The organism is Arthrobacter sp. H20 (assembly GCF_000520515.1).
Taxonomy (GTDB): domain Bacteria; phylum Actinomycetota; class Actinomycetes; order Actinomycetales; family Micrococcaceae; genus Arthrobacter_D.
Map to the genome: position 1 here is coordinate 29,052 of NZ_KI914741.1, position 21,768 is coordinate 50,819.

23 protein-coding genes and 2 pseudogenes are annotated in these 21,768 nt (G+C 63.6%); 6 read left to right on the plus strand and 19 right to left on the minus strand.

Annotated elements, in window-relative coordinates; genetic code table 11:
* Nucleotides 1-328, minus strand: a pseudogene (locus Y703_RS20960) (pyroglutamyl-peptidase I); the annotation flags it as partial.
* 110 nt (nucleotides 329-438) lie between these two features.
* A complete protein-coding gene (locus tag Y703_RS0112435) occupies nucleotides 439-1,635 on the minus strand; it encodes a cysteine desulfurase-like protein (RefSeq protein ID WP_026552958.1) in 1,197 nt (398 codons plus the stop codon).
* Nucleotides 1,636-1,857: 222 nt separating this feature from the next.
* Between Y703_RS0112435 and Y703_RS0112440 the strand changes: the two genes are divergently transcribed.
* Together Y703_RS0112440 and Y703_RS0112445 are read left to right on the plus strand one after the other, a co-directional pair.
* Entirely contained in the window at nucleotides 1,858-2,799 is a 942-nt protein-coding gene (locus Y703_RS0112440) for an ABC transporter ATP-binding protein (RefSeq protein ID WP_026552959.1), read from the plus strand.
* On the plus strand, nucleotides 2,799-4,412 hold the full coding sequence (locus Y703_RS0112445; RefSeq protein WP_026552960.1) for an ABC transporter permease: 1,614 nt from the start codon (nucleotides 2,799-2,801) through the stop codon (nucleotides 4,410-4,412). Before Y703_RS0112440 ends, Y703_RS0112445 begins: the two co-directional genes overlap by 1 nt.
* A gap of 24 nt (nucleotides 4,413-4,436) precedes the next feature.
* Here the strand turns inward: Y703_RS0112445 and Y703_RS0112450 are convergent, their stop codons facing one another.
* Together Y703_RS0112450 and Y703_RS19740 are read right to left on the minus strand one after the other, a co-directional pair.
* Complete coding sequence (locus tag Y703_RS0112450; RefSeq protein ID WP_051427558.1) at nucleotides 4,437-5,282, minus strand: ABC transporter permease subunit; 846 nt, start codon at nucleotides 5,280-5,282, stop codon at nucleotides 4,437-4,439.
* Nucleotides 5,279-6,205 (minus strand): annotated as a pseudogene (locus Y703_RS19740) (ABC transporter ATP-binding protein). The gene Y703_RS0112450 and the pseudogene Y703_RS19740 overlap by 4 nt, the downstream one beginning before the upstream one ends.
* 87 nt (nucleotides 6,206-6,292) lie before the next feature.
* Here Y703_RS19740 and Y703_RS0112460 point away from each other — a divergent pair.
* Nucleotides 6,293-7,357, plus strand: coding sequence for an Rv2578c family radical SAM protein (locus Y703_RS0112460; RefSeq protein ID WP_026552962.1), 1,065 nt, complete (start codon nucleotides 6,293-6,295; stop codon nucleotides 7,355-7,357).
* Here Y703_RS0112460 and Y703_RS0112465 read toward each other — a convergent pair.
* Together Y703_RS0112465 and Y703_RS0112470 are read right to left on the minus strand one after the other, a co-directional pair.
* Nucleotides 7,354-7,797 (minus strand): (deoxy)nucleoside triphosphate pyrophosphohydrolase, encoded by a 444-nt coding sequence (locus tag Y703_RS0112465; RefSeq protein WP_253908034.1) that lies wholly within the window; start codon nucleotides 7,795-7,797, stop codon nucleotides 7,354-7,356. The two genes, Y703_RS0112460 and Y703_RS0112465, sit on opposite strands and share 4 nt — an antisense overlap.
* A gap of 56 nt (nucleotides 7,798-7,853) precedes the next feature.
* Nucleotides 7,854-8,255 (minus strand): DUF6855 family protein, encoded by a 402-nt coding sequence (locus Y703_RS0112470; protein WP_026552964.1) that lies wholly within the window; start codon nucleotides 8,253-8,255, stop codon nucleotides 7,854-7,856.
* Between the two features lie 178 nt (nucleotides 8,256-8,433).
* Between Y703_RS0112470 and Y703_RS0112475 the strand changes: the two genes are divergently transcribed.
* Nucleotides 8,434-9,657, plus strand: coding sequence for an MFS transporter (locus Y703_RS0112475; protein ID WP_026552965.1), 1,224 nt, complete (start codon nucleotides 8,434-8,436; stop codon nucleotides 9,655-9,657).
* Here Y703_RS0112475 and Y703_RS0112480 read toward each other — a convergent pair.
* The 4 genes from Y703_RS0112480 to infC form a co-directional block, all read right to left on the minus strand.
* Complete coding sequence (locus tag Y703_RS0112480; protein ID WP_026552966.1) at nucleotides 9,650-10,570, minus strand: TrmH family RNA methyltransferase; 921 nt, start codon at nucleotides 10,568-10,570, stop codon at nucleotides 9,650-9,652. The genes Y703_RS0112475 and Y703_RS0112480 overlap by 8 nt on opposite strands.
* Nucleotides 10,571-10,627: 57 nt before the next feature.
* The gene (gene rplT / locus Y703_RS19745; protein ID WP_035765006.1) at nucleotides 10,628-11,050 is read right to left on the minus strand and encodes a 50S ribosomal protein L20; all 423 of its coding nucleotides are present in this window, start codon (nucleotides 11,048-11,050) and stop codon (nucleotides 10,628-10,630) included.
* A 98-nt stretch (nucleotides 11,051-11,148) separates the two neighbouring features.
* A complete protein-coding gene (gene rpmI, locus Y703_RS0112490; RefSeq protein ID WP_019483418.1) occupies nucleotides 11,149-11,343 on the minus strand; it encodes a 50S ribosomal protein L35 in 195 nt (64 codons plus the stop codon).
* Between the two features lie 110 nt (nucleotides 11,344-11,453).
* Complete coding sequence (gene infC / locus Y703_RS0112495) at nucleotides 11,454-12,545, minus strand: translation initiation factor IF-3 (protein ID WP_081743527.1); 1,092 nt, start codon at nucleotides 12,543-12,545, stop codon at nucleotides 11,454-11,456.
* A 267-nt stretch (nucleotides 12,546-12,812) separates the two neighbouring features.
* Between infC and Y703_RS0112500 the strand changes: the two genes are divergently transcribed.
* On the plus strand, nucleotides 12,813-13,274 hold the full coding sequence (locus Y703_RS0112500; protein ID WP_026552968.1) for a DUF1844 domain-containing protein: 462 nt from the start codon (nucleotides 12,813-12,815) through the stop codon (nucleotides 13,272-13,274).
* Here Y703_RS0112500 and Y703_RS0112505 read toward each other — a convergent pair.
* The 8 genes from Y703_RS0112505 to Y703_RS0112540 form a co-directional block, all read right to left on the minus strand.
* On the minus strand, nucleotides 13,267-14,589 hold the full coding sequence (locus Y703_RS0112505; protein WP_026552969.1) for an MFS transporter: 1,323 nt from the start codon (nucleotides 14,587-14,589) through the stop codon (nucleotides 13,267-13,269). The two genes, Y703_RS0112500 and Y703_RS0112505, sit on opposite strands and share 8 nt — an antisense overlap.
* 35 nt (nucleotides 14,590-14,624) lie before the next feature.
* Nucleotides 14,625-15,500, minus strand: coding sequence for an SseB family protein (locus Y703_RS0112510; RefSeq protein WP_026552970.1), 876 nt, complete (start codon nucleotides 15,498-15,500; stop codon nucleotides 14,625-14,627).
* A complete protein-coding gene (priA, locus tag Y703_RS0112515) occupies nucleotides 15,497-16,255 on the minus strand; it encodes a bifunctional 1-(5-phosphoribosyl)-5-((5-phosphoribosylamino)methylideneamino)imidazole-4-carboxamide isomerase/phosphoribosylanthranilate isomerase PriA (protein WP_026552971.1) in 759 nt (252 codons plus the stop codon). Before priA ends, Y703_RS0112510 begins: the two co-directional genes overlap by 4 nt.
* Before the next feature lie 42 nt (nucleotides 16,256-16,297).
* Nucleotides 16,298-16,456, minus strand: coding sequence for a hypothetical protein (locus tag Y703_RS22515; RefSeq protein ID WP_173400632.1), 159 nt, complete (start codon nucleotides 16,454-16,456; stop codon nucleotides 16,298-16,300).
* Nucleotides 16,457-16,458: 2 nt separating this feature from the next.
* The gene (gene hisH / locus Y703_RS0112525) at nucleotides 16,459-17,097 is read right to left on the minus strand and encodes an imidazole glycerol phosphate synthase subunit HisH (protein ID WP_026552972.1); all 639 of its coding nucleotides are present in this window, start codon (nucleotides 17,095-17,097) and stop codon (nucleotides 16,459-16,461) included.
* Complete coding sequence (gene hisB / locus Y703_RS0112530; RefSeq protein ID WP_026552973.1) at nucleotides 17,094-17,711, minus strand: imidazoleglycerol-phosphate dehydratase HisB; 618 nt, start codon at nucleotides 17,709-17,711, stop codon at nucleotides 17,094-17,096. Before hisB ends, hisH begins: the two co-directional genes overlap by 4 nt.
* Nucleotides 17,712-17,805: 94 nt before the next feature.
* Nucleotides 17,806-18,915 carry a histidinol-phosphate transaminase gene (locus Y703_RS0112535; RefSeq protein ID WP_026552974.1) on the minus strand — a complete coding sequence of 370 codons (1,110 nt, stop codon included), beginning with the start codon at nucleotides 18,913-18,915 and terminating at the stop codon, nucleotides 17,806-17,808.
* Between the two features lie 195 nt (nucleotides 18,916-19,110).
* A complete protein-coding gene (locus Y703_RS0112540) occupies nucleotides 19,111-19,464 on the minus strand; it encodes a LysM peptidoglycan-binding domain-containing protein (RefSeq protein WP_026552975.1) in 354 nt (117 codons plus the stop codon).
* A 452-nt stretch (nucleotides 19,465-19,916) separates the two neighbouring features.
* Here Y703_RS0112540 and lexA point away from each other — a divergent pair, with 452 nt between their 5' ends.
* The gene (gene lexA / locus Y703_RS0112545) at nucleotides 19,917-20,573 is read left to right on the plus strand and encodes a transcriptional repressor LexA (RefSeq protein ID WP_051427559.1); all 657 of its coding nucleotides are present in this window, start codon (nucleotides 19,917-19,919) and stop codon (nucleotides 20,571-20,573) included.
* Between the two features lie 10 nt (nucleotides 20,574-20,583).
* Here lexA and Y703_RS19750 read toward each other — a convergent pair.
* Nucleotides 20,584-21,768: ATP-dependent DNA helicase (locus tag Y703_RS19750; RefSeq protein WP_035765011.1), on the minus strand; the 1,185-nt coding region annotated here is incomplete at its 5' end.

The following is a 21,768-nucleotide window of genomic DNA, read 5'->3' on the forward strand; positions in this document are numbered from 1 at the left end:
CCGCCGGCCCGCCGGCGCGGACCGGGCTGTCGATGGGTTGGTTGCCGGCGTTGTCGGGGACGCGGGCGTCGTCGACGTTGATTGCCACCCGTTCCAAGGAGATCTTCGTTCGCCCGCCAGCCTGCCCCACACACAGCACGAGGTCGGGGCGGTGCTTCAGGACCGCCGTCCGCAGCACATCGATGCTTTCGCCGAAGGTGCAGGGCAGTTCGACCGCAAGGGCATCGGCTCCCCCCGCACGCAGTTCCTCGGCGGCTTGCGTGGCAGCTTGCCACGAGGGGTTGACTGCTTCGCCGCCGAACGGCTCGAATCCGGTGAGGAGAATCATGGGTCAAGCCTAGGCGAAGGCACAGACGCGTGCTGCAGCCGCACACGAGTGGTTGCCCAACATCAGGGCTGCGGGTGAGCCACTTTTTCGCGGGTGGAACGGCAGAGGGGTCAGGCCAGAAACTCAGTAAGCCCCGCAATCAGCCGTTGCACGTCGTCTAGGTTGGTGTAGGGCGCCAGCCCCACACGCAGTCCGCCGGCCTCTCCCAGTCCCAGCACGGCGACAGCCTCGATGGCATAGAAGTTGCTGGCAGGCACCAGGATGTCCCGTTCGGCAAGGAACCGGCTGGCGTCGGCGGCTGCACGATCGGCGAAGGTGAGCAGCAGGGTGGAGGTTCGCGTCGCGGCGCGGGAATGCACAGTCACCACCGGCATGGCTGCGAGCGCTGCTTCAAGGAGCTTCAGCAATGACGTCTCGTGCTGCCCAAAATCGGCGTGGGCAGCAAGCAGCTGCTCCCTGCGCGACCCGCCGTCGCCCAGCGACGCGGTGAAGTCGACTGCAGCCGTCGCACCAGCCATGATTTCGTACGGCAGGGTGCCAAGTTCGAACCGCTCTGGGACGGCGTTGGTGGAGGGCAGCAGTTTCTCAGGCGCCAAGGTGTCCAACAGGGCAGGCGATGCGGCGAGGACCCCGCAGTGCGGGCCAAGGAATTTGTACGGTGAGCAGACGAAGAAGTCAGCTCCCAGCGCCTGGACATCGACGGTTGCGTGAGCAGCGTAGTGCACCCCGTCCACGTAGAGGAGAGCGCCGGCGTCGTGCACCATCTCTGCGATAGCGGGGATGTCGGGCATAGTCCCAACCAGATTGGATGCTGCGGTGACAGCGACGAGTCGGGTCTGCGCGCCCAATGCTTCCCGAAGTTCGTCCAGGCGCAGTTCGGAGGTCTCGGGGTCGAAGCTGATCCAGCGGATCGTGGCACCCTGCCGCTCGGCGGCCTGCACCCATGGCCTGACGTTGCAGTCGTGGTCCAGGCGGGTCACTATCACCTCGTCGCCAGGCCCCCAGCCTGCGCTCAGATGCCTGGCGAAATCGTAGGTGAGCGCAGTGGCGCTGCGTCCGTACACTATCCCCAGCGGGTCGGCGTTGAGGAAGTCAGCCATCGCCGATCGGAACCCGAGCACAGCTCCGTCAGCGTTGCGCTCCGAAGCCACCGAACGACCCCTGATGGACAGCGGGCTGGTCAGCGTTTCAGCAATGGCCTGCCCGACGACGCGCGGCGTCTGGGTGCCACCCGGTCCGTCGAAGTGGGCGATCCCTGAGGACAGGGACGGAAAAGCGGAGCGCAGGCTTTCGACGTCGAGCGGCATGGGGTCCTTTCGGATAGCTGACAGGCGTTGCTACAGCCTAGGTGGGAACCAACGACAGTGGGAACCAACGACAGTGGGAACCACCCCTTCCCTCACCACCAGCACGGTTGTACGCTGTGGTCCAGTATCCGTCGATGCCATTCCGGCTCGATGGGCAGGTGCCTTGAGGAACGCTGCGGAGCCCGCCGCGTCGTTGTTGCCGGGCTGATAAACGGACACGCTATGGCTGACACGACTGATCCCATCATCGAGGTACGGGGGCTCGGGAAAGTTTTCGGCAAGACCCGCGCGCTCGACGGACTGGACCTTTCGGTCGCTGCCGGTGAAGTGCACGGGTTTCTTGGCCCAAACGGCGCAGGAAAGTCGACCACCCTGCGGATCCTCCTGGGTCTCATCCGTCCCTCGTCCGGGACGGCGACAGTGTTCGGTGCGGATCCGTGGCGTGAACCGGTTCGCAGCCATCAGGACCTCGCCTACGTGCCAGGCGATGTGAGCCTGTGGCCCAATCTCTCAGGCGGCGAAGTCATCGATCTGCTTACTGGGTTGCGTGGCGGGGCCGATACGGCGCTGCGACGTCGGCTGATCGACGCGTTCGAGTTCGATCCGCGTCGAAAAACCCGCACCTACTCGAAGGGCAATCGACAGAAGGTGGCGCTGATTGCTGCGTTTGCCCGCCCCGCCCGGTTGTATGTGCTGGATGAACCTAGCTCAGGGCTGGACCCGATCATGGAGTCGGTGTTTCGCAGCGAAATTGGCCGGGTGCACGACGACGGTGCCACGGTTCTGCTCTCCAGCCATATTCTGAGCGAGGTTGAGCAGCTTTGCGATCGGGTGACGATTATCCGTGCGGGCAGGGTGGTTGAGTCGGGTTCGCTCACCGCGCTTCGCCACCTGAAGCGAACCCACTTTCGGGTGGAGGGAGTAGATGGTCGAGTCCTGGCCAACCTTCCGGGTATCCAAGATGTTCGCGTTGACGGCCTCACCACCGAATTCGAGGTGGAAGCTGCGACCCTCCCGCTGGTGCTGGAGGGTGTTGCTGCGGCTAGACCGACCGGTCTGACTGTTTCCCCGCCCTCGCTCGAGTCGCTTTTTCTTCGCCACTACGCCGAGCCGTCATCCGCGAACGACGGCGCCGGCGAGGACCGGGCAGGGCGGGTGGACTGATGCCTGCAGCGGTCCGCCTCGCGTTGAACCAGCTCCAGCGGGACCGCATCCTAGTGCCGGTCTGGATCCTCGGGATTGCGCTACTGGGGTTCGCGACGGCCAGCGCGGTATCTAGCGAATTTGGCGAAGTGGGCGAGCGGCAGGCAATCGTCGCCGTAGCGGCAGCGAATCCTGCCTTCCTCTTCCTTCGTGGCGTACCGGACGGCTTCGGCATCGGCGCTGTGGTCTTCTTCCAGGGCTTTGCGTTCACCGCGTTGTTGGCAGGCCTGATGAGTACGCTCTTGGTGGTTCGCCATACCCGTACCGACGAAGAGCTAGGGCGGGCCGAGCTCATCGGGTCTACTCCACTCCGCCGCACCGCGCCGCTTGCGGCGACCCTCCTGGTGGGCGGCGCCGCGAATCTGGTGCTGGCTGGTTGCGTGGCGGTCGGCTACATAGCTGCAGGGCTACCAGCCGCCGGGTCCGTCACAGCAGGTTTGGCAGTGGCTGCCGTGGGATTGTTTTTCGTCCCAGTCGCTGCGGTCGTGGCGCAGCTGATGCCATCCGGGCACAGTGCAAACGGGGCAGCTGCCAGCCTCGTCGGCGCCGCCTACCTGTTGCGCGGTGTTGGAGACGCGATCGGTACCCCGAACGCAGATCTAACCCAGGTCATGAGCAGCTGGGTATCGTTGCTCTCACCCATCGGGTGGGGGCAACGGTCCCGGCCGTTCAGCGCCGCAGACACGATGCCGTTGCTGGTGCTCGCGGTGGCCGCCGCGACTGTGGCTGCCGTTGTGCTGATCACGAGGAACCGCAGAGATCTCGGCGCGAGTCTGCTGCCCGAGCGGGTGGGCCGATCCCATGGACGGCTTAGGTCATTTGTCGGTTTGGCGTGGGTGCTTCAACGTCCCATCCTCATTGGCTGGTGTGTCGGTGCTGCCGTCATGGGAGGACTTGCGGGCGGACTCGGACCAGTGATCGCTGATGCTGTGGCTGGCAACACCTCGCTCAAGGAGCTCATTGGACGTCTTGTCCCGGGTAGCAGTGCAGACATAGTCGATGTGTTCACGGCAGCCCTGATAGGGATCGCGGGTGTCCTCGCTGCCGCCGCCGGCATCCAGGGGGTCCTGCGGTTGAGAGCCGAGGAGACTGAAGGCCGGGCGGAACTGCTGTTGACCGTGCCCAAGTCCAGAACCAACTGGCTTGTCGCCAATCTCATGCTGGCCATCGCGTCAGCGACTGTCGTTGCCGGTGTTGCTGGGGCAGCAGCCGCCGTCGGGATCTTCCTTACCGGGACGGCGGGGACCCCTGCAATCCAGTTGATCGCCGCGAGCCTTGCCCATGTTCCAGCCGCCGCAATCTTTATCGCGGCACCCGCTGTCATCTTCGCTGCCATCCCACGATTGAGCGTCCCGATAGGCTGGGGATTACTGGCTGGCGGCCTGGTGCTAGGTCAGTTCGGTGAGTTACTGGGTCTACCAGAATGGCTGCAGGCAGTGAGTCCGTTCCACCATTCCCCGGCCATGCCGGTTGAATCGTTTGACCCCGGCTCGGCATTGGTGATGGGCATCGTGGCTCTCGGGGGCGGAGCCATCGCTGCGTACCTCATCCAGCACCGCGATCTGACCGGATAGGCGTCGAACCACTGATTAAGGCGGCTAGACTCCCACGTCGCGCCGCTGCAATGCCACAGCGCCGAGGCCGGCGAGCGCCGCCGCTATGCCCCACAACCAGGCGGCGGCACTCCAATCGGCCCCATTGGCCAGCGGTGAATTGCCGTACGCCCAGTGGTAGGGAGACAAGTTCAGCAGCCACTGAAGGTCAGGGCTTTGACGTCCGACGGCGTTGAAGACGTAGCTGATGACCGCGACCCCTGTGCCAGCCGCAAGCCCATAGATCTTCCTTCCGCTCACTGCTCCGGCGAACAACGCAGCCATGCCGCTCAGCAGGGCCAGGCCAGCGAACAGGACCGTTGCGCCAAACAGGTTCCCGGTTTGAATCTGTAGCTGGGCTGGCTCGTTCAGGAACCACACCAGGACAAACACCACAGCGGCGAGCGCCACGATCCGTACCCCAATCGCCAGGGCCCGTTCCAGCACTACCTGCGGCCTGGTCACCGCGTGGGCAAGGGTTAGCTCCAGCTGGCCGGACTCCTCATCACCTGCTACCGCCGAGGCACCCCAGGACACTGAGTCGATAGTCATCAGCAGGAAGCCAATGAGGCCGAAAATGGTGCCGTGCGTATACCCTGGCCCGGAGGTGATCTGGTCATAGTTCAGTGCTCTGGTCATCTCGGCTGGGAGAGCGTCAATCATGTCCTGCATCTCAGCGCTGTTCCCGAGGGTCGGAAACAGGGGCAGGTAGACCAGGATGGCGGCTGCGAGCCCAACGGCCCAGGCGAGGGTGGAGCGCCAGTGATCGAGCAACGCACGGCGGACCAGGGGCAGGGCGGTGGATGGCCCGGTCCGAGTGCGACGCGTGGTTGTCTGTGCCGGACTGGTCATGGCTCACTCCCGACGGACACCTTGCCGTAGAGGGTGAGAACAGATTCTTCGAGATCGGGCTCCTCGATGACCAGATCGGTCAACTGTAACGGTGCCAGCGCCTGCACCAGGGGCTGAATAGCTCCTTCGAGGGTCGCTGACGCGGCTGCGCCGAGGTCGGTGTCCTGGGCTGTCCCCAGGCGCAGGCCCGGCACGCGCTGGAGCTGGAGCCGCAGTTCGGAGCTGCCGAGGTCAGTAACTGCTATTCTCACCTGACGAAGCGCTCCTTCTCGGAGGGCAGCGACGGTCGAAACCTTGACGATGTCGCCGTCGCGCAGGATCGCTACTCGATCCGCTGCCTGCTGAATCTCGCTCAGAACGTGTGAGCTAAGGAAGATTGTCTAGCCGTTGTGCTGCGCTTCGTTCAGCAGCGAACGGAACTCCTGCTGGATCAGAGGATCCAGGCCGCTCGTTGGCTCGTCGAGGATCAGCACCTCGGGGTCATGCATGAAGGCCTGGACCAGTCCAAGTTTTTGTTTGTTGCCCTTGGAGAGCTTCCGGGTGTGACGGTCCAGATCGAGGTTGAAGCGTTCGGCCAGCTCATCGGCGCGTCCGGGTCGAACCGCACCGCTGATCGCCGCGTAATGGGCGAGTAGCCGCCGTCCGGTGATCCGTTGCTCGAGGAAAAGCTCGCCTGGCAGGTAGCCGATTCGGCGCCGCAGTCTTGTGCCAGCAACTCCCGGGTCCTCCCCCAAAATTCTGATGGTGCCGGAACTGGGTCGAATGATGTCCAGTAGGCAGCGCATGGTGGTGGTCTTCCCCGCACCGTTTGGTCCAATAACACCGAAGACCTCGCCGCGCCCCACTCCGAAGCAGATTCCGTGCAGCACCTCTCTGCGCCCGAATGACTTCCGGAGACCCTCAACCTCGATCACCTGGTCCATGGCGTGGCACCTGCTTTCTCCCCTTGGGACCACAGCATACAAGCAGTCCTCAACGAAATACACTAGAATATGTGTTCTACTGTAATTATGAGATGGGTTGGTCAGAGCACGACTATGACGGCGCCGGTTCCGCAGGAGGCGTTGCTTCCCATGAGCGGCCTGGTCCGCACAGTCAGGACTCCCGAATTCGCTGGAATCACGTTCCACGAAGTGTTGGCCAAATCGGTCCTGAATAAGGTCGCCGGGAATTCCAGCATGCCGTTCCACTGGACCATCAATCCCTACCGCGGCTGCTCTCACGCCTGCGTTTACTGCTTTGCCCGCAAAACCCACAGCTACCTGAACCTGGGCACCGGGCTGGACTTCGATTCGCAGCTCGTGGTCAAAACGAATGCGGGTGAAGTGGTCCGACGTGAGCTGTTCCGTAAGTCGTGGCAGCGCGAGCACGTGGCCATGGGCACCAACACTGACCCCTACCAGCGGGCCGAGGGCCGCTACCGGCTGATGCCCGACATCATTTCCGCCCTCGCCGATTCGGGCACTCCCTTCTCCATCCTTACCAAGGGGACCCTGCTGGCCAGGGATATCCCCCTGTTGAAGAGGGCCGCCTCAACGGTGCAGATCGGGATGGGCATCTCACTCGCGATCATCGACCCGGCGCTCGCCCATGCGGTGGAGCCCGGAACCCCTGCCCCAAAGGCCAGGCTCGAGCTGGTCAGCAGGCTGCGCGAGGCCGGACTACCCTGCGGAGTCCTGGCAATGCCGATCCTGCCATGGCTCACTGATGGTGATGAGTCACTCGATCAACTCTTCGGTGCACTGGCGGCGGCGGGTGCCACGGGAGTCTCAGCGGGTGCCCTGCATCTGCGCCCAGGCGCGCGCGAGTGGTACATGGACTGGCTGGCGGCCAACCATCCCGGCCTCGTGGGCCGCTATCAAGGCCTGTACCGCGGCGGGAGTTACGCGTCAAAGGAGTACCGCACCTGGCTGTCGGGGCGGATCCGGCATCACCGGGCCCACCATGGGTTCACCTCCGGTGCGCAGTTCTTCAGGGAGCTACAGCCTGCATCGCCCGACGACGGCGGCGGCGGTCCCTCGACAGCGTCATCCCGGCCATCGCTGGCTTCAGGCGCCGAGCCGACACTGTTCTAGATTGGTGCAGCAACCTGGGTGAGCAGCGCACTAACTATGGGGCGGTCCGCCGGGATCCATGCCAGGTCCGCAAGCTCAGCCGAACCGGCAAGCGGAACCCAGTAGAGCAGGTCGTGGTCTTCAAGGGGGCGGGGCTCGCCAGTTGCCACTTCCGCTAGCCACACTCGCATCACCGCACGCTCGTTCAAGGGCCAACCACCGGGCACAGGGCCAACGATTTCAGTGCCAAGATCGATTGTTACCCCGAGTTCCTCAAGCAATTCACGATGCAGCGCCTCAATGTCCGATTCCCCTGCCTCGACCTTGCCGCCGGGAAACTCCCACATCCCAGCAAACTGCTCCGGTGCCGTTCGGCGGGCAGCAAGCAGTCGGGTGGGTTGGACGAGGGAATCGACTATGGCGGCGCCGACAATCTGTCGGGGGAACTTCTCAGCAGACACTAAGCGAGTGTAGCTTGCCACGCTTCCCAGCGACACGTCGGTCATCTGGTGTTCAGTCAGTGCGCACGGACCCGGTTGTTCAGCTTGTCGTGGGTGAGATCCACCAGCCCCAGCTCCTCGAGCAGAGGCGGCAGATACATTCCAAAGCGTCCCCGGTAGCCCTTGCGAAGGCCATACCAGCCGGCCACCGGGTTCTCTTCGGAACGGCCCCACGCCTCCACCGAATGGTCGGCGGCGCCTTTGTTCTCGTCCGCAGCGCCGAGCGGCACCCAGCCGTTCTGCTCTTTCAGCCACGCGGTGAGATCCTCGATCGCCCGAAGGTGATACTTCAGGGTGGTGGAGCCCACCTGGCACACCACGGCCGGAGGTTCCGCGTCCTCGTCCCGATACATCGTGTAGTGCGAAGATCCCGGCGCGGTGGTGAGCACCCACGGATCGTCTTTAGTGCCGGCTGCCATGACTTTCCTCGCGTCGGTGGATCGACTCTGATGCCCACTTTAGGCCCTCAGTCATGCAAGGGAAAGCAAAATCGGCACCGATGGGGCCGCGGTACTACAGTTGAAATAGACAACGGCGTCGATGCGTTGCGCTTAGCAAGCCGCTGCCCAATCTACCCATGATGCCGAATCGAGATCCATGTCTGACGTCCGAAGCGCCCCCAACCTCACACCCCGGCGGCTGAACTTTGCCATCATCGCCCTCGCGATGGGCGGCTTCGGCATCGGAACCACTGAGTTCGCGATCATGGGACTTCTCCAGGAGATGGTCGGCGACCTCAATATCTCAATACCCGAAGGCGGGCACGTCATCTCGGCGTACGCCATCGGCGTCGTCGTGGGCGCACCGCTACTCGCCGCACTTGGCGCGCGGCTGCCCCGAAAGGGGATGGCCATCGGCCTGATGGCGCTGTTCACGGTCGGCAACCTGTCTTCCTATTTCGCCGCCGAGTACGGGTGGCTGTTGTTCTCGCGGTTCATGTCCGGCCTGCCACACGGTGCGTACTTCGGAATTGCCGCTGTCATTGCCGCTTCCCTGTCTGCGCCAACGCGCCGCGCGCACGCCGTCGCAATGGTGATGCTGGGCCTGAGCATCGCCAACGTTATCGGAGTGCCCTTTGCTACCTGGCTGGGTCAGATGTTCGGCTGGCGCACAATGTTTCTGCTCGTTGGAGTCATCGGGTTAGTCACCATTTCGATGATTTCGCGAAGTGTTCCGCACCAGGAAGTCCGCCATGACGCGAGCATCCGGCGTGAACTCGGTGCGCTGCAGCGTGGTCAGGTGTGGATGACACTGCTCATCGGCACGGTCGGTTTCGGCGGTTTCTTCGCCGTCTACTCCTACATCTCTCCGACGATGACCGAAGTGACCGGCCTGCCCGAAGCGACGCTCCCGTTTGTCGTCGCCCTGTACGGTCTGGGGATGGTGACCGGAAATATTGTCGGCGGACGTCTGGCGGATATCTCGGTGATGGGCACCATTTACTGGGTCATGGGCGTGATCGCCGTGGCACTGGTCGCTTTTTCCTTCGCCGTCCAGTGGGCACCGACCGCCCTGCTGTTTGTCTTCCTGGTAGGCGCTATCGGCGCCATGTTGATTCCCTCGCTGCAGGTGCGCCTGCTCGATGTCTCCCCCGACGCGCCGTCGCTCGCGTCGTCCCTGAACCATGCGGCACTGAACATTGCGAACGCGCTGGGAGCGTTCCTGGGTGGGGTAGTCATTGCCGCCGGCTGGGGTTACACGGCTCCGGCCCTGGTCGGAGCGGTCCTCGCGGTGATTGGTCTCGGCGTCGCCCTGGCCAGCGGTCGCATCGACCGCCGCACCGCAACAACCCGGCCAGCCGAGCGGGCCACTGTCAGCTGAGGCGCTGCGCCCTCGCCGAGGCGTAGAGGCACACTGTCGCGGCGGTCCCCACGTTAAGGCTTTCGGCCCGCCCGTAGATGGGCACTGCCACCCGGTGATCGGCGCCACGCAAGACGGCATCGGGCAGTCCCTGCGCTTCGTTACCGAATAGCCACGCCGTGGGCGCCTCCAGCTGCGCCGCCGTGGAACCCTGGTCCGCGGAACCCTGGTCCGCGGTCGCGGGGGCCAGACGGCGTCGGGCACTGCCCTCCTGCAGGGTGTCGAGATCGACGTCACCGTAGCCGTCGGCAGCCAACACAGTAATTCCGCGCTCACGAAGCGATGAAAGCGCCACCTCAAGGTCGGCCCCGATCACCACTGGCAGATGAAACAGTGAACCGACGGTGGAGCGGACAGCCTTCGGGTTGTACAAATCAACGCTCGACGACGTCAACACCACTGCATCGGCCCCGGCGGAATCGGCGGCCCGCAGGATGGTCCCGGCGTTTCCGGGATCGCGAACCTCAACCATCACCGCGACAAGCCGGGGCTCGTCGGCCAGCACTGCATCAAGTGATACATCAACAAATGCACACACGGCAATGACACCCTGCGGCGTCACAGTCGATGACATGGCGGCCAGGACTTCCTCGGAGACCAGCCGTGGCGCGGGCTGCCCTTCGAACAGTCCCAGTTCGGCATGACGGTCGAGGCACTCCTCGGTAATGAAGAGTTCCTCGATCACAGCCAGTTCACCAGCTGCGTGGCGAGCGGAATGCAGGCTCAGCGCCTCGCGGACCGACTGTGGACCCTCAGCCAGGAACCGGCCCTGCCTTAAACGGGCCGGACGCCCCGCGAGCCGTGCCACTTCCTTGACCCGATCAGCTCGGGGATTGGTCATGGGCGGTGCCGCGGGGCGTCCGGTGTTAGTCATGTACTGATGTTCTCAGCAATCCGGGCCTGCCGGAAAACGGAGAGGATAGAACCTGGCTTAGGCCTTTGCCTTGCTGGGTGCCTTGGTCGCTGGCGCCTGGGCACCAGCGGGTGCTGACGTATCAGCAGGCAGCGAATCCTTGGCAATCTGCACCAGTGCGGAGAACGCATTGGCATCGGAGACTGCAAGCTCGGCAAGCATACGGCGGTCAACCTGAATCTCAGCGGCCTTCAGACCCTGGATCAGACGGTTGTAGGTCAGGCCGTTGGCGCGGGAGGCAGCATTGATGCGCTGGATCCAGAGGCGACGGAAGTCACCCTTGCGCTTGCGACGGTCACCGTAGCTGTAAACAAACGAGTGCAGCAGCTGTTCTTTGGCCTTGCGGTACAGGCGTGAACGCTGTCCCCGGTAGCCCTTTGCCCGCTCGAGAATTACCCGACGCTTCTTGTGGGCGTTTACCGCCCGCTTCACACGTGCCACGTGCGTACTCCTTCAGTAGATCTACCGGGTGATGGTGTTACGCCCTCTCCTGCACAAAGCAGTTGACTGGCGTGCCCCGGTTAAGTGGTTTGGGTGAGTTAGATGCCGAGCATCTTTTTGATGACCTTGGTGTCAGCCTTCGAGACGATCTTGTCGCTTCCGAGACGGCGGGTCAGCGTGGAGGGCTTGTGCTCCAGGTAGTGGCGGCGGTTAGCCTGCTGGCGCTTGAGCTTCCCGCTTCCAGTCAGCTTGAAACGCTTCTTGACACCGCTGTGGGTCTTCATCTTCGGCATGAGAACCGATCTCCTTTGGTTTCCACCCGCAGATGCAGGTGGGTCGTACGGCACCCGCGGGGGTGCCTGCGGGTTTACTCGGGCGCCTGGCGGCTCCGTGGGGTTGGACCCTAGTCGGAGGTTCCTGGCCTAGGCCTGCTCGGCGTGCTCCGGGGAGCTGCCTTACTGGCAGGTTTTGGTGTTGCTGGCTTCGGCATGGCCGTCGGCTTGGGAGCCGCCATAGGCTTCGGCGCCGCGGCAGGCTTTGCAGCAGCAGCTGGCTTGTCAGCAGTCTTGGCGCTGGCTTTGGCTGGTGCCTTGGCCGGGGCCTTTGGAGCCTCGGCCGCAGCCTTCTCAGCGGCCTTCGCTGCCTCAGCAGCTGCGGCTTCCTGATCAGCCTTGTCCTGAACGGCTTTCTCCCGGTCGACAATCTCCTGCGCCGCTGCTTCCTTGGCTGCAGCTTCGGCCGCAATGACTTCCTGTGCTGCAGCTTCTTCGGCTGCCTCCTGCGAAGCGGTGGTCGAGTAGCCATCAGGAAGCAGGTCGGCGAGGCTTTGAGTCATCGGCGCCTTGTCCGGGGTGGTGTCCAGCTTCTCGGTACCAGCCTTCACTGCCTCGTTCGCAGCTTTGGCGTCGGCGCGCTGCGTGGCGCGTCGTGCCTCAGCCTTTGCCTCAGCCTTGTTCTTGACCGGCCCAATGACCATCACCATGTTGCGGCCGTCAATGCGTGGGGTTGACTCCACGATGCCGACCTCGGCGACGTCCTCAGCGAACTTCTGCAAGAGACGGATGCCCATCTCCGGCCGCTGCTGCTCACGTCCACGGAACTGAATCATGGCCTTGACCTTGTCACCGGCCCCGAGGAAACGCATCGCATGCCCACGCTTGGTCTCGTAGTCATGGGTGTCAATTTTCAGACGGAACCGGATCTCCTTGAGAACAGTGTTCGTCTGATTCTTGCGCGCCTCGCGGGCTTTGACGGCTGCCTCATACTTGTACTTGCCAAAATCCATGAGCTTGGCAACCGGAGGCTTCGCCTGCGGTGCAACCTCAACAAGATCCAGGTCTGACTCGGAGGCAAGACGGAGGGCATCCTCAATACGGACGATGCCTACCTGTTCGCCCGCAGGTCCTACCAACCGCACCTCAGGGACGCGGATACGATCATTGATTCTTGGCTCGCTAATGTGTTGCTCCTGAAATCTTAGGAAATGACACCACATGCAATAGAAGAAGGCCCCCGACTGCACGTGCAATCAGAGGCCTCAAGGATCGGTGGAACCCATGGGAATGGGTCCATACTGTAGAGAACTACCTATCTGTACAGTACGTACCGACCTGAACCCGGCTGCCACCATGCTTCACACTGAAACACCTGGCAATCGCGGGTGGGAGGAGACTCCGCTTGCAGACTGGAAGTGATCTTTTTCATGCCCCCAAAGGACACGGGAAATAGCGACCTCCAGTCGGTCTGTGACAAGCTTACCAGCATGAGCACTCCGGCCAGTAATCCAGACAGCGACCGCAACATCTTCCAGGCACCCACTGACGGTGCCGCTCCCGCCAGCCTTGCTGGCCAGCTCCCGGTCCAGGATCCCCTGGGTCAGGTGACTGACGACGACGGCCGCCAGGTTCGGCGTGACATAGCCGAGGTCAGCGCTGTGGAACTCATCATGACATCCGCCCTCCACCTGATGAGCGCAGCAGCCGTGAAGTGCGGGCTGGCCGAGGGCAACGACGCTGAAGAGCTCAAGGACCTCGACGAGGCTCGCAAGATCATTACTGCCCTGGCCGGCTTTGTCACTGCCGCAGCTCCGGAGATTGGCGGCCAGCATGCAGGCCCATTGCGCGACGGCCTCCGCTCGCTGCAGTTGGCCTTCCGCGAAGCCTCGGTCATCCAGGACGCCCCCGGCAAAGGCCCGGGCGAGAAGTTCACAGGCGCTGTCAACTAGGTAGCTGCCGCTGCCAGAGGCGCCGCCGTAGCTGCTGGGCTCCCAACCCCAGGACGCAGATGACAACCGCAACCGCGCCCACTGTGCTGAATGCCGGCGACGGGCCAGCTGTATCGATGGTGATGCCCGCCAGGGGTGCGCCGAGCGCCACCCCCGAGGTCAGCGCTGATCCGTACCAGCCCATCGCCTCGCCGCGCCGTTCCTCGACGACGAGGTCAGCCACCCGCTCAGACGCCGCAGAGAGCACCGGCGCACAGAGGAGACCCGGCAGGATCGACAGGAGGCAGAGGCTAAGAGTGCTCTCTGCGAAACCCATCGGAATCGTGAACAGGCCCATCAGCAGGAGGAGCACCAGCGGCGACACGGGCCTATGCAGGGCACCGTAGAGCAGGCCGCCGACCACCGACGCAGCGCACCAAGCAGCGAAGACCAGTCCCAGTTGACCCTCCCGTCCTGTCTCCTCGAGGGCTGCGACGATCCCCACTTCGGTGCCGGCCAGCACCAGCCCAGCCCCGGCTGCGACCACCAACACCACGCCCACACCAAGGGTCAGCCAGACAAAATTCCCAGCCACGCGCTCCCGGAGGCGCTGCCGGCTGCGGGCAGTCCGCCCGCCTGGATACAGCTCGGCCGAGGCTTCGGTGACATGCGCTGGCGCTGCGGCTACCAGTGCGGCCACTGCGGCGGCCTCATCTTCGGCCTCGGTCAGTGCCGGGGAAACAGCACCGAGCTGCTCACTGCGGGTGGGCGGGTTGAACCACATGAGAAACAGGCCGGCACCGGCGGTGGCCAAACCGACGAGGGTCAGGCCAAGCACTGTTGATACCTGAGTTGCCAGGACCACTCCCAGGGCGGGCCCCACCATGAAAATCATCTCGGTACTGATCGCGTCAAGGGTGAACGCAGTGCGCCGCTTCTCCCCGGTAACCATCACACCGAGGGACTGCCTGACCACTGAGAATGCGGGGAGGGTGAACAATCCACCAACCAGCGCGGCAAGGAGCAGCCATTCGTAAGACAACTGCGGTGCGACAGACCAGATCATCGCCTCAGCAATGACCGACGGAACCAGGGCTTTCCGAAGACCGGCACTATCTACCCGGCGGCCCCGCCAGGGAGCTCCCACTGCGATACCGATCGTCAACAACGCCGCGACGGCGCCCGCCTCCGCGTAGCCTCGATCAAGCGTCTGCACCACATGGAGGGTCAGTAGGACGCCGGCCGCCGAGTGGGGGAATCTGGCGATCATGCCGACGATCAGCAGACGCCGCACCGGGACAATGCGAAGCAAATCCCGATAGAGGGCAAAATTCACTGTGCTAGCTCTTCCGCGGGTCCGCCCGCACGTTCTCAGCGGGTCAGCACCACCTCAAGGGAGTCGACCCGTTCCACAAATTCCCTACGACTGCGCAAACGGTCCTGAAGCTCCTGAACGACTGCACGGACAGCGTTCTCAGCCAGTCCCTCACGGAGCGTGATCGTCAGCCGAACCTCGGGGCCTGGTCCGCCGCCGGATGCAAGTGTACCGTCTGCCGCGCGGGCGGGGACCCCGCTTCCAGGGCCCAGCTCAACCTTCACAATTGCCTGCTCCTCGGCGGTGATCTGGTCCACCACATCGGCAACTTTCGGATCAGCGTAGGCGGGCTCCCAAGGGATCTGCTGCGCCAGAGCCCACATGGCCGGGCGACGCACCACAAACGTGAAATGGGCACCCGGGTCGATCACCAGCAGCTCTGCGCCGTCGGCGACCGCGGACAACGCTGCCCGCGGCGCGTACACGGCGACTGGCCTCGCTGCCGGATGCCAGGCGGTGAGCGCGGCCGCGGAGCTGAAGACCGGCAGCGCAGTTCGCCCATCGGGCGCCGAGAGCGTCACGAGAGCCATGTCGGCTTGCTTGTCACCCTTGAACCCTGCTTCGCCGTGACTATGGTCTGCTGACGAGTGCCCGTCGTGGGCGGCGTCATGAGCGAGCTGGGCGACCACCGGCACAAAGACTCTGACGTCGGCGAGGGCAGCCAGTACTCCTGCTTCATCGCCCTCCCCCGCGAGGAGCTCGTCCACTGCTGCGCTATAGGCGGCTGGAGCGCCGCCGTCGTCGTCGTCGAAGTTGTGCAGCGGGTTCCCGTCACCGCTCAGGTCGCGACCCGCCCACGGTTGGCCCGCCGAATCGGTGCTGTTGCCCGCGAGAGCCGCAGCGATATGTGCCGGAAGGTGCCGTTCGCTCACACCAGCGGCGCCGGGTGTCCGGCGATGTCGAGCGCCTGAGGAAGGGTGAAGGCCCCCGCGTAGAGGGCTTTACCGACAATTGCACCCTCCAGGCCGTGAGGCACCAGCTGACGCAACGCTGCGAGGTCCTCGAGGCTGGAGATTCCGCCGGACGCGACCACCGGGCGTGAGGTGCGCTCGAGCACCTGCTGAAGTAGTTCAAGGTTGGGTCCGCGGAGAGTTCCGTCCTTGGTGACGTCGGTGACCACGTACCGGGAACAGCCAGCGTCTTCCAGGCGCTGCAGGACCTCCCATAAGTCGCCACCCTCTTCGGTCCAGCCTCGCGCGGCAAGGGTAGTGCCGCGAACATCAAGGCCGACGGCTATCTTGTCCCCGTAGCGGGCAATTGCCGCAGCGGTCCACTCGGGATCCTCGAGGGCAGCGGTACCAAGGTTCACCCGATGGGCGCCGAGCTCCAGGGCTGCGTCGAGTGAGGCGTCGTCGCGGATTCCGCCGGAAAGTTCAACCTTGATGGTGAGTTCGCCGATGACACGCCCCAGCAGCTCCCGGTTCGACCCCCGGCCAAACGCGGCATCGAGATCCACCAGGTGCACCCACTCGGCGCCGTCGTGTTGCCAGACGAGGGCCGCTTCGAGGGCGTCGCCGTAGCCGGTCTCGCTGCCTGCCTCGCCCTGGACCAGGCGGACGGCCTGACCGTCAACGACGTCGACCGCGGGAAGCAGTTCGAGAATGGGAGATTCAGTGAAGGGGCTCATCGGGTGGTGTGACTCTTTCGTAGCTGTCGGGTGTGTGCAGGATCAGATGTCGGTGAGGGTCAAGAGGTAGGCACCAAGCAGCGCCATTCCTGCCAATACCCAAAAGCTGATGATCAGCGGCTTGGGCAATTCCTGTTGCCGGAAGGACACTGCCCCACCGATCAGCAGGCCGGCCAGCCCCATCAGCACAATGCTCCACATGGCTACCGCAGCCCTGCGGTCCAGTTGGCGAGCAGGCGGGCGCCCGCGTCGCCGGATTTCTCGGGGTGGAACTGGGTGGCGCTGAGGGGCCCGTTCTCAACCGCTGCGATGAACGGCCCACCGTGGTCGGCCCAGGTCACCAGGGGTGGCTTCATTGCCGGCTGCGTGACCTCAAACTGCCACCGCTGCACGCCGTAGGAGTGGACAAAATAGAACCGCTCGTCGTCGATCCCGTCAAAAAGCCGCGACCCTTCGGGAGCTTTCACTGTGTTCCAGCCCATGTGCGGGACTACTTCCGCCTGGAGTCGCTCAACTGTGCCTGGCCACTCGCCCATGCCGTTGGTCCGCACGCCGTGCTCAACGCCCTCGTCGAAAAGGATCTGCAACCCAACGCAGATTCCCAGGACGGGACGCCCACCGGCGACTCGCCTGCCGATCATGCGCAGCGCGTCGACCTCCTTGAGCCCCTTCATCACCGTGGCGAAGGCGCCGACGCCGGGCACCACCAACCCGTCGGCGTTGAGGACGTCGTCAGGCGTGGCGCTCAGTGTGACGTTTGCGCCCACGTGCTCCAGGGCCCGCACTGCCGACCGGACGTTACCGGAGCCGTAATCAAGGACTGTGACGCGTGGCGCACTCACAAGGCCCCCTTGGTGGACGGGATGCCGTCAACCCGCGGGTCCGGCTCAACTGCGGCGCGCAGGGCCCTGGCGAACGCCTTGAATTGCGCTTCGACAATGTGGTGGGGGTCGCGCCCACCGAGAACCGTCATGTGCAGGCAGATCTGGGCATGCAGAGTGATCGCTTCGAAGACGTGCCGGGTGAGCGAACCAGTGAAGTGTCCACCGATCAGGTGGTACTCCTGCCCAGCGGGTTCGCCCGAGTGCACCAGGTAGGGACGGCCGGAGATGTCGACAACTGCATTGGCCAGAGCCTCATCCAAGGGGACCGTTGCCTCACCGAACCGCCGGATACCAGCTTTGGTACCGAGCGCTTCGCGGAGCACCTCACCGAGGGTGATGGCGACATCCTCCACTGTGTGGTGGGCGTCGATGTGCGTGTCACCGGTGGCGCGCACCGTCAGATCAATCAGCGAGTGCTTTGCAAGCGCGGTCAACATGTGGTCATAGAACGGCACCGAAGTGCTGATCTCTGCCCGTCCGGTGCCGTCCAGCTTCAGCTCAACAAACACCGACGATTCACTGGTGGTCCGTTCCCGGCTCGCAGTGCGTCCGACGGTGGTTTCCACGCTCATGGCTATCCTTCGATTGGTAAGTAGCGGATGGGTTAGGGTCGCGGCCTCGCTGGGCGCCACAGGTACAAGGGCCCTCCAGCGCCCAAGTACCAGTCTAGGAGACGGTCTGCCCCAGCAGGGCACCCAGGGTATCAAGGAATACAGTGGTTTCAGTCTCTGTCCCGGCAGTAACCCGCAGGTGGCCGGGAATACCGACGTCGCGGATCAGTACGCCGCCGTCGAGCAGTCCCTGCCACACCCGCTGTGGATCATCGAGGCCACCGAAGAGGACAAAATTGGCGTCCGAGGGCACAGGGGTGAGCCCCAACAGTCGAAGGCCAGCCACTATCCGATCGCGCTGAATCTTGATGTTCTCAACATTTGCCAGCAACCGTCCGGAATGGGTCAACGCCGCATTGGCTGTGGCCTGCGTGATTGCCGACAGGTGGTACGGCAGACGGACCAACCGGAGCGCGTCGGCAACTTCCGGCGCAGACGCCAGGTATCCAAGCCTCGCTCCCGCCATTGCGAACGCTTTACTCATGGTGCGGGACACGACCAAGCGTTCCCGACCGGTCAAAAGACTCAGCGCGCTCTCGGTATCGGTGTGCGCGAACTCGGCATAGGCCTCATCCACGATCACGATTGCCTCGGCGGCTTCACTGGCCTCGTATACGGCCTCCACCACCTCCAGCCCGAGGACGGACCCGGTCGGGTTGTTCGGTGAGCAGAGAAAAACGATATTTGCACCTGACTCACGCACCTGCCGGGCAGCATCATCCGCGCTGAGATCGAAGCTACCGTTACCGTCTCCGGCGATATACCGGGTGCCAGTGCTGCTGGCAAGCAACGGATACATGGAGTAGGTCGGTGGGAAGCCGATTGCCGAACGACCGGGGCCACCGAAAGCCTGAAGGAGATGCTGCAGTACCTCATTGGACCCGTTGGCTGCCCACAGGTTGTCGGCAGTGAGCCCGTGGCCGAGGTAGCGTGCCAGGTTTGCTCGCAGTTCGGTGAACTCCCGATCCGGGTAGCGGTTCAGACCACCGACTTCCTGGCTGACTGCTTCGATGATCGCCTGCCTGACGTCCTCCGGCACCCCGTGCGTGTTTTCATTGACGTTCAACAGGATTGGGACGTCCAGTTGAGGCGCCCCATAGGGATGCTTCCCGCGCAGATCATCGCGCAGGGGTAACCGGCTCAACCGCTCAAACTGTTCACTCACCCCTCAAGGTTAAGCGTGCAGCCGTAGATGTGCAGAATCGGGAGGGTCTGATCAGGTGTTCCCTGGGCATGTGATCAGTCAATCCCGGGCCATTCTCCGGCTATTCCCCGGGCTCGTGACCGGCGGCCGAGACTGGCCGACCGGGCGCTTTCGTCCCGTTGAGAAACTGTCCTACCTGATGGGTGGTAGGTTCCGTTACCTGCTGGCGGGAATGTCGAGCTGCTGCCCCGCCTGCAGAACCGAGGTACCCAGGCTGTTCAGTTCGACGATCTCTGAGACCACGTCGCGGGGATCGCGCTCCGGAGCGAACTCAGTAGCCAGGTGCCAGATGGTTTCTCCGGCGGCGATGCTGACACTTACTGTCTCCGTACCCTGGCCACCCTCGGGTGAGGCCTTGGCCGGAGACGTGAAGAAACCTGTCAGCATCAGGACAGCTGAAACCAGCAGCACGATCGGCAGCCCGATGAGCAGGAACCTTCCCCTCCGGGTCAGGCGCAAGGTACTGCTGTCGGCAGCCGTGGAATTCTGGTGTGCGGTGATGAAAGACATTGATACACCTCTCTGTACTCTCGAATCAGTCCATTCGAGTCCGGATCTAAGGCCGAGCCCAACCTTCACGATTGGAGACGGCCTTCGAGCAAAAATCAGACAAATCCGTTTTGTTCGAACCTATCTTCGAATTACTGCTTGATTATTTTTAGCACTGACTGACTAACTTTGTCGAGACACGATCGAACAAATGTTTGAAAACGTGTCCTGGGTCCCTTACCGTTAGGGCAGGGATGACGGGTCGGTTCAGCAAAAATCAGCACATCATCCGCCACTGACAAAATAAGCTCGGCCCCTGGCGCCGAGGGATCTGCCGGGGAACCGGGCAACTTACTGAAGGGGCAGCGACCGTGAAAGAGTCCACCGGACCATTGGATGACAAGACCTCCGACCCGGCTCCCACAGCGCTCCCAACCCGCGGCCGCCCCCGCGGCCGACAGGTACCAAAGGGTATGACGGCCCGGCAGAAGAAGATCCTTGAGACCATCCAGCGAGCCATTGGAACCAACGGCTATCCACCGTCCATGCGGGAAATCGGGGATACAGTCGGGCTGGCAAGCCTCTCGAGTGTCACTCATCAGTTATCGCAGCTGGAGCGGATGGGCTATCTGAGGCGGGACCCCAAGCGCCCTCGTGCAATGGAAATTCTGCTGCCGCTCACCCTCGACCATGACCAGCGAAGCATCGCCGCTGGATCCGACCCCGGTGCCCCCACCGACATCGGCGGAGCTGTGGATGCAGCGATGGTTCCACTAGTGGGACGGATTGCTGCTGGTGGCCCCGTCCTCGCGGATCAGGTGGTCGAGGACGTGATGCCCCTGCCGCGTCAGTTGGTGGGTCATGGTGACCTCTTCATGCTCCGCGTCTACGGGGATTCGATGATTGATGCAGCGATCTGCGACGGCGACTGGGTAGTGGTCCGCAGACAGCAGGAAGCCCAGAACGGCGACATCGTCGCAGCGCTCCTCGATGATGAGGCAACCGTCAAGACCTTCCGCCAGCGTGACGGGCACACCTGGCTCCTCCCTCAGAACACCCAGTATGAGCCGATCCTCGGGGACCTGGCCACCATCATGGGCAAGGTCGTTTCGGTGATGCGGGCACTCTAGCGAGGAGCTCTCAGCCAGGGGAAGATTCTTCTGCGAGCCGCTCCAGGACCGCCACCGCCGTCGTACGGTCGGTAGTCGACCAGAAGGGCGGAAGTGCCGCGCGGAGGAACGATCCGTAGCGTGCGTTTGCCAGGCGGGAGTCCAGAATGGCCACCACTCCCCTATCGTCGGTGGCGCGGATCAGCCGGCCCGCCCCCTGAGCCAGCCGGACAGCCGCGTAGGTGGCCGAGACACTCATGAAACCATTGCCCCCGGCCTTGGCCACCGCCCTGGTCCTGGCAGTCATCAGCGGATCGTCTGGGCGTGGAAAAGGGATCCTGTCGATAGTCACCAATCGACAGGACCGGCCCGGCACATCAACTCCCTGCCACAGGGACATGGTGCCGAAGAGGCACGTGTCGGGCTCTTCCGAAAACTGCTTGACCAGGGCTGACATGGACGATTCGCCCTGGCACAGAATCTCAAAATCGACCCTGGGGCGCAGAGCTTCGGCTGCATCCTCAGCGGCCCGGCGGGAGGAGAACAACCCCAGGGCGCCTCCGCGCGATGCCTTCAGGAGGGTCTCAAGTTCATCAAGTTGCTCAGCCGAGGTGCCCCGTTCAGGCTTCGGCAGATCCTTCGCTACGTATAGGACACCCTGCCGCGGGTAATCGAATGGGCTGCCGACGTCGACACCGGTCCACGACGGCGCCGATGCACCAGCGAGCCCAAGCGAACCGGCGACTGGGCCAAACTCGGAACCTATGGCAAGCGTCGCTGAGGTGAGCACCACAGTGTGATCGGCGAACAACCCTTCCCGCAGTTTCCCAGCCACCGACAGGGGCGCAATGTTGATCGTGGCGGGCGCGTCGTCGTCCGGCTGCGAGTACCCAGTCCCGGGTGAGAAGGTGCTGGGCCGTGACGCCCACAGCACCTCTCCGGCGGGGGTTGCGCTCAGGAGGCGCTCACAGAGTTCGAAGACTGCCAGGACGTGGGACTTGGCCATCTGCCGGCCCCCGTCCGCCGGCGTCGGGCCATCGCCTTTGGCATCGGAGAGAACCGCACGGCAGGCTTCACGAACCTGAGTGATTGCGGTTTCCTGTTCTTCGGTAAGTCCGGCAGCCAGCAAACCCGCCGGGATCCCCGTCACCGCCGACTCGAAGAACCGGTTTGCAGAGTCGAGGGCTTCGGTAGCAATCGATAGGTGGCGGCGGGC

What these genes read in the sequence shown, in the direction of transcription:
- Y703_RS0112435 (WP_026552958.1), bottom strand. Translation starts at nt 1,635, where the DNA reads ATGCCGCTCGACGTCGAAAGCCTGCGCTCCGCTTTTCCGTCCCTGTCC.
- Y703_RS0112440 (WP_026552959.1), top strand. Translation starts at nt 1,858, where the DNA reads ATGGCTGACACGACTGATCCCATCATCGAGGTACGGGGGCTCGGGAAA.
- Y703_RS0112445 (WP_026552960.1), top strand. Translation starts at nt 2,799, where the DNA reads ATGCCTGCAGCGGTCCGCCTCGCGTTGAACCAGCTCCAGCGGGACCGC.
- Y703_RS0112450 (WP_051427558.1), bottom strand. Translation starts at nt 5,282, where the DNA reads ATGACCAGTCCGGCACAGACAACCACGCGTCGCACTCGGACCGGGCCA.
- Y703_RS0112460 (WP_026552962.1), top strand. Translation starts at nt 6,293, where the DNA reads ATGAGATGGGTTGGTCAGAGCACGACTATGACGGCGCCGGTTCCGCAG.
- Y703_RS0112470 (WP_026552964.1), bottom strand. Translation starts at nt 8,255, where the DNA reads ATGGCAGCCGGCACTAAAGACGATCCGTGGGTGCTCACCACCGCGCCG.
- Y703_RS0112475 (WP_026552965.1), top strand. Translation starts at nt 8,434, where the DNA reads ATGTCTGACGTCCGAAGCGCCCCCAACCTCACACCCCGGCGGCTGAAC.
- Y703_RS0112480 (WP_026552966.1), bottom strand. Translation starts at nt 10,570, where the DNA reads ATGACTAACACCGGACGCCCCGCGGCACCGCCCATGACCAATCCCCGA.
- rpmI (WP_019483418.1), bottom strand. Translation starts at nt 11,343, where the DNA reads ATGCCGAAGATGAAGACCCACAGCGGTGTCAAGAAGCGTTTCAAGCTG.
- infC (WP_081743527.1), bottom strand. Translation starts at nt 12,545, where the DNA reads ATGTGGTGTCATTTCCTAAGATTTCAGGAGCAACACATTAGCGAGCCA.
- Y703_RS0112500 (WP_026552968.1), top strand. Translation starts at nt 12,813, where the DNA reads ATGAGCACTCCGGCCAGTAATCCAGACAGCGACCGCAACATCTTCCAG.
- priA (WP_026552971.1), bottom strand. Translation starts at nt 16,255, where the DNA reads ATGAGCCCCTTCACTGAATCTCCCATTCTCGAACTGCTTCCCGCGGTC.
- Y703_RS22515 (WP_173400632.1), bottom strand. Translation starts at nt 16,456, where the DNA reads ATGTGGAGCATTGTGCTGATGGGGCTGGCCGGCCTGCTGATCGGTGGG.
- hisB (WP_026552973.1), bottom strand. Translation starts at nt 17,711, where the DNA reads ATGAGCGTGGAAACCACCGTCGGACGCACTGCGAGCCGGGAACGGACC.
- Y703_RS0112540 (WP_026552975.1), bottom strand. Translation starts at nt 19,464, where the DNA reads ATGTCTTTCATCACCGCACACCAGAATTCCACGGCTGCCGACAGCAGT.
- lexA (WP_051427559.1), top strand. Translation starts at nt 19,917, where the DNA reads ATGACGGCCCGGCAGAAGAAGATCCTTGAGACCATCCAGCGAGCCATT.